Source organism: Bradyrhizobium sp. SZCCHNRI20481, assembly GCF_032485055.1.
GTDB lineage: Bacteria > Pseudomonadota > Alphaproteobacteria > Rhizobiales > Xanthobacteraceae > Bradyrhizobium.
Map to the genome: position 1 here is coordinate 317,489 of NZ_JAUEUE010000009.1, position 6,000 is coordinate 323,488.

Below are 6,000 nucleotides of genomic sequence, written 5' to 3' on the forward strand. Positions count from 1 at the left end.
TTCCCTGCCGGTCACCCTTCGCAGGCGTGATCGCAGACCGCCAAGTCTCCACGGCTTCGACATGATTTGGCCGCCCACCGGCTCTTGCATCCCGGCATGACGAGCAGGCAGATGCGCGCATGTTGACCGCCCGAGACAGCAGATCGCGACATGTCGCATTGATCGTTGCGACGCTGTTGGTGGTGACGTCCGCGCCGCCGGCAGTGGCGGCCGAAGCCCTTGCAGTACAGGGCAATCGGCGCGTCGATGCCGACACCGTGCGATCCTATTTCCACACTGACGCCAACGGGCGCTACGACGCCGCCGCGCTCGACGCCGGCCTGAAGGCGCTGGTTGCGACCGGGCTGTTCGACGACGTGAAGATCAGCCGCGCCGACGGACGCACGGTGGTCCGCGTCTCCGAAGCAAAAGTGCTCGATCGCGTCGCCTTCGAAGGTAACAAGAAGGTGAAGGATGCGGAGCTCACGAGCGCGGTGCTATCAAAGCCGCGAGCCGGCCTGCAGCGCGCAACCGTCCAGGGCGACGTCGCCCGCATCATCCAGGCGTACCATCGCGCTGGACGCGACGACATCCGCGTCGTCCCGGAGATCATCGATCGCGGCAACGACCGCGTCGATCTCGTCTTCACCATCACCGAAGGCAAGAAGACGCCGGTCAGGGCGATCAACTTCACAGGCAATCGCGCCTATGGCGCCCGACAATTGCACGCGGTGATCAAGACCTCGGCCACCAACGTGCTGAGCTTCGTGACCGGCGGCAACGTCTACGACGCAGATCGCGTCAACGAGGACCGCGAGCTGCTGCGACAATATTATCGTAACCACGGCTACGCCGATGCCGAGGTTTCCAATGTGAGCGTCGACTATGACGCGGCAAATAGCGGCTACAACCTCACCTTTGCGATCGAGGAAGGCGGACTCTATAAATTCGCCGCAGTCGACGTCTCCTGCAACGTGCAGGGGCTGGCCTGCGACCGCCTGCGCACATCCTTGCTGGTGCAGCAGGGCGACACGTTCGACCAGAGCAAGATCGACAAGACCTCCGAACTCCTGGCGGCTGAACTTGGCAAGCTCGGCTCTCCGTTTGCGCAGGTCGAGCCCAGGATCAATCGGCATGCGCCGGATCGGCTGGCCGACGTCAACTTCCAGATCGAGCAGGGACGACGCAGCTATGTCGAGCGCATCGAGATCCACGGCAACACGCGCACGCACGACGACGTGATCCGGCGCGAGTTCGACGTCAGCGAAGGCGATGCCTACAACAGGACGCTGATCGACCGCGCCGAACGTCGCCTGCGCAACCTCAACTACTTCAAGACCGTCAAGATCTCGACGCGGCCGGGCTCGGCCAGGGATCGCGTGGTGCTGGATGTCGAGGCAGTCGATCAGGCGACCGGCGACTTCAACGTCTCGGGCGGCTATTCGTCCACGGACGGATTGCTCGCCGAGGTGAAGATCGGCGACCGCAACGTGCTCGGCACCGGCAACACTGCGCAGGCCACCTTCACCTACGGCCAGTTCGCGCGCGGCGCCAGCCTGTCCTTCACCTCGCCCTACGCCCTCGGTCGAACGACACTTGGCATGGAGCTGTTCGCTCGACAGAGCATGGTCAGCACATTCCAATCGTTCGGCAGCAACACCTATGGCGGTGCCCTCACCCTGGGCATGCCGGTCAGCGAGCAGACCGCCATGCTGTGGCGCTATTCGCTGTACGACCAAAGGGTGGTGCTCGCGCCGGGGATCTCGCCGGCAGCGGTGTCCCTCCCGGTCCGCCAGGCGGTCGCAGCCGGACGGCAGACGGTGTCCTCGCTCGGCAATACCGTCACCTACAGCTCGCTCGACAACAACAAGGTGCCGACCAGCGGCATTCGTTCACAGTTGACGCAGGATCTCGCCGGTCTCGGCGGCGACGTTCGCTTTTTGCGGACCACGGGCGACGTCCGCTATTATCGGTCCATCAACAGCGACCTGACCGGCATGGTGCGCGCGCAAGGCGGCTATATCACCGGATGGGGCGGCCAGCAGGCGCCGCTGCTCAACAGCTTCTTCGGCGGTCCCACCATGGTGCGCGGCTTCGCGCCGGGCGGCTTTGGGCCGCGCGATCTGACGCCGGGATCGACGATGGACAATGTCGGCGGCAGCCTGTTTTGGGCGACCACGGCGGAGCTGCAGGGCAACATTCCTGGATTGCCGCAGGAATACGGCCTGCGTGCATCGGCCTTCGTCGACGCAGGAACCGTGTTCGGCTATCGCGGCCCGACCCAGAATGTCCAGGTGGCAAACAGGAACGTGCTGCGCTCCTCGGTCGGCGTCGGCATGACCTGGGCATCGCCATTCGGACCGCTCACGGTCGACTATGCGGTCCCGATCAGCAAGGCGGCGTACGACGTCGTGCAGCCGCTCCGTTTCAGCGCCGGCGGCTTCTGAGCCGACAGCGCAACATCGACGGAGCGCCGCGTCACGTCAGTACGGACTGTAGTAGTAACCGGGCGGGCCGTAATACGGGCGAACATAATATGGCCGCGGTGCGTAGTACACCCGCGGCGGCCCGTAATAGCCGGGTCCGGGATAATAGCCGGGCCCATAGTAATAGTAGTCGTCGTGCTGATGCGCGGCGATTGCGCCGATGGTGCCGATCATTGCACCCATGATGGCCAAGCCGGCGGCTGGATTGCCCCTGTAGACGCGGCGATAGCGCCGGCGAGCGCTGAGATCGGTCAAATCGCCGGCTGTCGCCGTCGCGACCGCCGACTTGTTGGCCGGACCCGCCGGCCGCGCATGGGCTGGCGCCGGCGCGCTCGCCACCACAGCGATGGCCGCGACGGCCGCAATCGCGATTTTTCCACCGGCCGAAGGAGATCGATATTTCCCGCTGAACATGGCATCACCCTTCACTTCACTCGTTCCCAGATACAACATGCCCGGGCGTGCAGCTTGACCTGTGTCAACTCAGGACCAACCCGGCCATCCGGCGGCACGTACGCATCCCGCAATCGCGCTTAGGCGCGACGTCACGCCCCCTGGTTCAACCCACCGCCGCATCGATTTCTGCGAACCGATGGCCGCCCGTCGGGAACCAATGGCTGCACACCGACGCCGTCCATCATGCCATCGGCAACAGGAGTCCTCATGCCTTCCAGACTGACACGCCCGATCTTCATCACCCTCGCCACACTGTCGCTCGCTGCCTCGATGGCGAAGGCCGGCGACAGCGCGACCTCGCTGTTCAAGGTGGTGACCGTCAAGGACGAGATCGTCATCGGTCTCAATAGCGACGAGTTGGCGACGATCGGCGGCAGCGATGCCAGCGCCGTTGCGCGCGCACTGGCGCAGAAAGGCGACCTCGCGGCCTGGCAGTACAACGTTCATCGCGGCCCGAACGGCGAGCTGCAGATGACGCCTTCGGCCAAGATCGGTTTGCTGTCGCATGCCTCGCTGCGCGTCGAGCCCTACAGCACCACTTATGTCGTGACGCCGCATCCCTGAGGGAAAACGATTGTCCGACCGGCGCTCGTACCCGTCGACGACGGTACGAGCGCCGGTCGTGCCGGCCGTTAGCTCTCGCCCCGACGGCCCGATCGCACGGCCCCATCGCATTTCCTGGCGATCCTGTCGGTGGAAAACCCGTAGACCACGGCCAGCCGGTCCAGGCACTCCTTGAAGCGCCGGGCGAAATAATCATTCCAGCGCTGGCTGGCGAGCCCCCGCTTGCGTCCGATCTGCTCCATGGTCAGGCCGTGCACCAGGACGTCATGGGTGATCGCCGCCCCGTCGGCGCCGAGCTCGCGCTCGGCGCGGTTGAGCCGCAGCACCGCCTGCCTCTGGCTTTCGGTGACCGGCTCGCGCCCACGTGCGCCGTCGACGTGCTCGCGCGAGGGATCGATCGCCTGCGGGCCCCGCTCGGCCCGCTCCCAATCATTCTGGAACGCCCGTCCGGCCCGGTATTGGGCGTCATCCAGCTGCTTGTGCGCGTGCAGCCGGCCGAGCGGGTCGCTGCGGACCGATCGCAATGCGACGATCTTATCGCCGGGCTCAAGCGCCAGCGGATCGTCGATCTCTACGGGAATCACGTCTGCATTTCGCGGCAGGTCGTGACCTCTCCGGTCGTGGGTCTTGGACATGCGATGGGGCTTGCTGCGTCTGGGGCGCGCCATGTCTCGTCTCCGGAAAATGGATGGGGTCAGTTTGGGTCGGGTTTGCCGCGCTCTACGCGGCGGCGACCAGCCGCAGGATCAAAGGGCCGGCGGAGCGCACGGCGGTCTCCTCGGGCGGAAGCCGCGTGAGATGGTAATGCGGCGTGCAGTAGCAGGAGCCGGGCTGGCGCGGATGACCGCAGAAAGTGATGGGATCGTCGTCCCGGTCGCCTCCATAGGGGTAGCGGCAATCGTTGCGTTCGAGCTGATCGAGGGACAGCAGGCGCGGGCTGAGGCCGACGCAGCGCAGCCTGACCGGCGCGGCAGGCTTCGGCGGGGACGGCATCGGCCACGCCGCCGCGTCCGGGCTTCGCCGCCGGGTTCGGGTCGCCGCGGACATCGGCCGGGGCTCGGATCGAGCGGCTTTCGGCCCGCACGGCGCCACCAGCCCGATCCGCTTGCCGCGGCCAAGCGTCGCGTTCCGCGTATAGGCGGTTCCGAACTGCGCATTGAGGGCGCGCGCGATCTCGGCATAGGACCGCCCCTGGGCATGAAGCTCGCACAGCATTTTGGAGTGTTGGTCTGGCCAATCGGTGGATTGCATTCTCGCTCTTCCTTCTGGGTCGGGGCCGCCGGACCCGCCGGCTCCACCCGACGGCCAAATCTTCCGATATTCCGAACAAAAAGTCAAGCTTGAGTTCTGATTATTCGAAACATATAATCCCTTCCGAGATTCGCAAAAGAGGTCAAAGCCATGTTGGACGTCGCCATGATCGAGCGTGCACTCGAGAAGCCAGGAAAGACGAAAGGAGGGTTGGCCCGCGCCATGGGCGTGCGGCCGGGCGCGGTCTCCGAGATCCTCGGCGGCCAGCGCCTGATCAAGGCGGCCGAGATTCCGCTCATTACGGAGTATCTCGAGCTCAATTCGGTCCCCGTCATGGGACGGGTCGGCGCCGGCTCGGTGATCGAGCCGGATTACGAGCAGGTGCCGGTCGAGGGCCTCGGCGAGGTCGCCCTGCCCTTCCCGATCTCCGAGGAGACCATCGCCTTCGAGGTCTCCGGTGATTCGATGCTGCCGAAATATGAGAATGGCGACGTGATCGTGGTCTACCGCGAGCAGCGCCACCCGCTGTCGAGCTTCTACGGCGAGGAGGCGGTGGTACGCCTCAAGTCCGGCGAGCGTTACCTGAAGACGATCGAACGCGGCAAATCGCCGTCCGTGGTCAATCTGAAGAGCTTCAACGCCAAGCCGATCGTGGGGGTCAAGCTGGACTGGATCGGCGAGATCTTCGTCACCCTGCCACGCGGCCAGATCTCGCGGATCCGCGCCAAGGCGGCCGCCAAGTCGCGCGCCCGCGCGGCGAACAAGTAAGACTCGAGACCGGATGCGGGGGACGCCGAGGCGCTCCCCCTGCATCCCCCCTCCAGGCCCCCTCCAGGGAAGGGTGGGCACCGCGCCTGTGGCGCCGTCGTGATCAACAATTCTGAGCGACATATGGGGATGTGCGTCCTTAGCCTCGCGGCGCCCAGGCGTCCGAGTGATACAGTGGTCTCCCCCTCTTCAAACGAGAGGGTGCAGGGAAGGCCGGACCTCGACTGAGGCCCGTGGCCCGCCTGCTCAAAAAACGCAGGCGGCAGGTACCACAGGTCCAGCCGGAACGATCCGGCCCTCCCTGCGCGGTGGTTTTCACGGCTGCTTCGCGTTCTCCCCGGTGCGCCGGGCTTGTTGGTCACCGTCACCCACGCGGCGCTGTCAGCGCCGGCGCAGGCTTGATACCGGCATCGGAGTATCAGGAGTAGAGTCGAGGAAGAGCGCGGTGGCTTGAGCGTTTGCAACTGCCCCGTTTCTCTTCCCCGCTCATCAAACC

6 protein-coding genes are annotated in these 6,000 nt (G+C 65.4%); 3 read left to right on the top strand and 3 right to left on the bottom strand.

From position 1 onward, the window contains the following. Positions 1-119 precede the first annotated feature (119 nt). Positions 120-2,426 carry an outer membrane protein assembly factor BamA gene (bamA, locus tag QX132_RS17265; protein WP_316162089.1) on the top strand — a complete coding sequence of 769 codons (2,307 nt, stop codon included), beginning with the start codon at positions 120-122 and terminating at the stop codon, positions 2,424-2,426. 36 nt (positions 2,427-2,462) lie between these two features. On the opposite strand, the gene QX132_RS17270 is transcribed toward bamA, so the two are convergent. Then, complete coding sequence (locus tag QX132_RS17270; protein ID WP_315796520.1) at positions 2,463-2,879, bottom strand: hypothetical protein; 417 nt, start codon at positions 2,877-2,879, stop codon at positions 2,463-2,465. Between the two features lie 249 nt (positions 2,880-3,128). Between QX132_RS17270 and QX132_RS17275 the strand changes: the two genes are divergently transcribed. Then, complete coding sequence (locus QX132_RS17275) at positions 3,129-3,485, top strand: hypothetical protein (protein ID WP_315796519.1); 357 nt, start codon at positions 3,129-3,131, stop codon at positions 3,483-3,485. A 68-nt stretch (positions 3,486-3,553) separates the two neighbouring features. On the opposite strand, the gene QX132_RS17280 is transcribed toward QX132_RS17275, so the two are convergent. Both QX132_RS17280 and QX132_RS17285 read right to left on the bottom strand, forming a co-directional pair. After that, the gene (locus QX132_RS17280) at positions 3,554-4,153 is read right to left on the bottom strand and encodes a DUF6456 domain-containing protein (RefSeq protein WP_316162091.1); all 600 of its coding nucleotides are present in this window, start codon (positions 4,151-4,153) and stop codon (positions 3,554-3,556) included. A 52-nt stretch (positions 4,154-4,205) separates the two neighbouring features. Continuing rightward, positions 4,206-4,736, bottom strand: coding sequence for a GcrA family cell cycle regulator (locus tag QX132_RS17285; protein ID WP_316162093.1), 531 nt, complete (start codon positions 4,734-4,736; stop codon positions 4,206-4,208). Positions 4,737-4,886: 150 nt separating this feature from the next. Between QX132_RS17285 and QX132_RS17290 the strand changes: the two genes are divergently transcribed. Then, on the top strand, positions 4,887-5,504 hold the full coding sequence (locus QX132_RS17290; RefSeq protein WP_315739119.1) for a helix-turn-helix transcriptional regulator: 618 nt from the start codon (positions 4,887-4,889) through the stop codon (positions 5,502-5,504). Positions 5,505-6,000: the final 496 nt, after the last annotated feature.

Excerpts from the sequence above, each read along its gene's own strand:
- bamA (WP_316162089.1), top strand. The coding sequence starts at position 120 with ATGTTGACCGCCCGAGACAGCAGATCGCGACATGTCGCATTGATCGTT.
- QX132_RS17270 (WP_315796520.1), bottom strand. The coding sequence starts at position 2,879 with ATGTTCAGCGGGAAATATCGATCTCCTTCGGCCGGTGGAAAAATCGCG.
- QX132_RS17275 (WP_315796519.1), top strand. The coding sequence starts at position 3,129 with ATGCCTTCCAGACTGACACGCCCGATCTTCATCACCCTCGCCACACTG.
- QX132_RS17280 (WP_316162091.1), bottom strand. The coding sequence starts at position 4,153 with ATGGCGCGCCCCAGACGCAGCAAGCCCCATCGCATGTCCAAGACCCAC.
- QX132_RS17285 (WP_316162093.1), bottom strand. The coding sequence starts at position 4,736 with ATGCAATCCACCGATTGGCCAGACCAACACTCCAAAATGCTGTGCGAG.
- QX132_RS17290 (WP_315739119.1), top strand. The coding sequence starts at position 4,887 with ATGTTGGACGTCGCCATGATCGAGCGTGCACTCGAGAAGCCAGGAAAG.